The sequence below is a fragment of the Paenibacillus sp. 01T422 genome (genome assembly GCF_056398785.1).
Window position 1 is genome coordinate 1 of sequence record NZ_JBFTQB010001745.1, and the last position, 354, is coordinate 354.

The 354-nt window shown below is 46.6% G+C and carries 1 protein-coding gene; it reads left to right on the plus strand.

Annotation, left to right across the window (positions count from 1 at the left end; all coding sequences use genetic code 11):
- A partial coding sequence (locus AC1DUA_RS41030; protein WP_477505072.1) for a hypothetical protein occupies positions 1 to 354 on the plus strand: 354 nt, incomplete at both ends.

Below are 354 nucleotides of genomic sequence, written 5' to 3' on the forward strand. Positions count from 1 at the left end.
ATGAAATTCAGTATATGGGCACCAACTGGTCGTTCGCGAATGAAGCGGATGTCCATTATCAGGACAACCATTATTCCACGACGACAGATGAGTATGCGCTGATTCGATTCAATGGAACAAGATTGAAACTGTATGGAGCGAAAGCAAATAATCACGGTATAGCAGGCATTACCGTTGATAATGGCGCAGAATCACTTGTTGATTACTACGCAAGCACCAGGTCTGACAACACGTTGATATATGATAGCGGCGCATTGGCCGCTGGGCCGCATATCGTGAAAGTACGTGTAACCGGGCAGAAAAATGCAAATTCAAGCGGCACAGCTGTCGTCGTTGACAGAGTCGAGGTAGCAT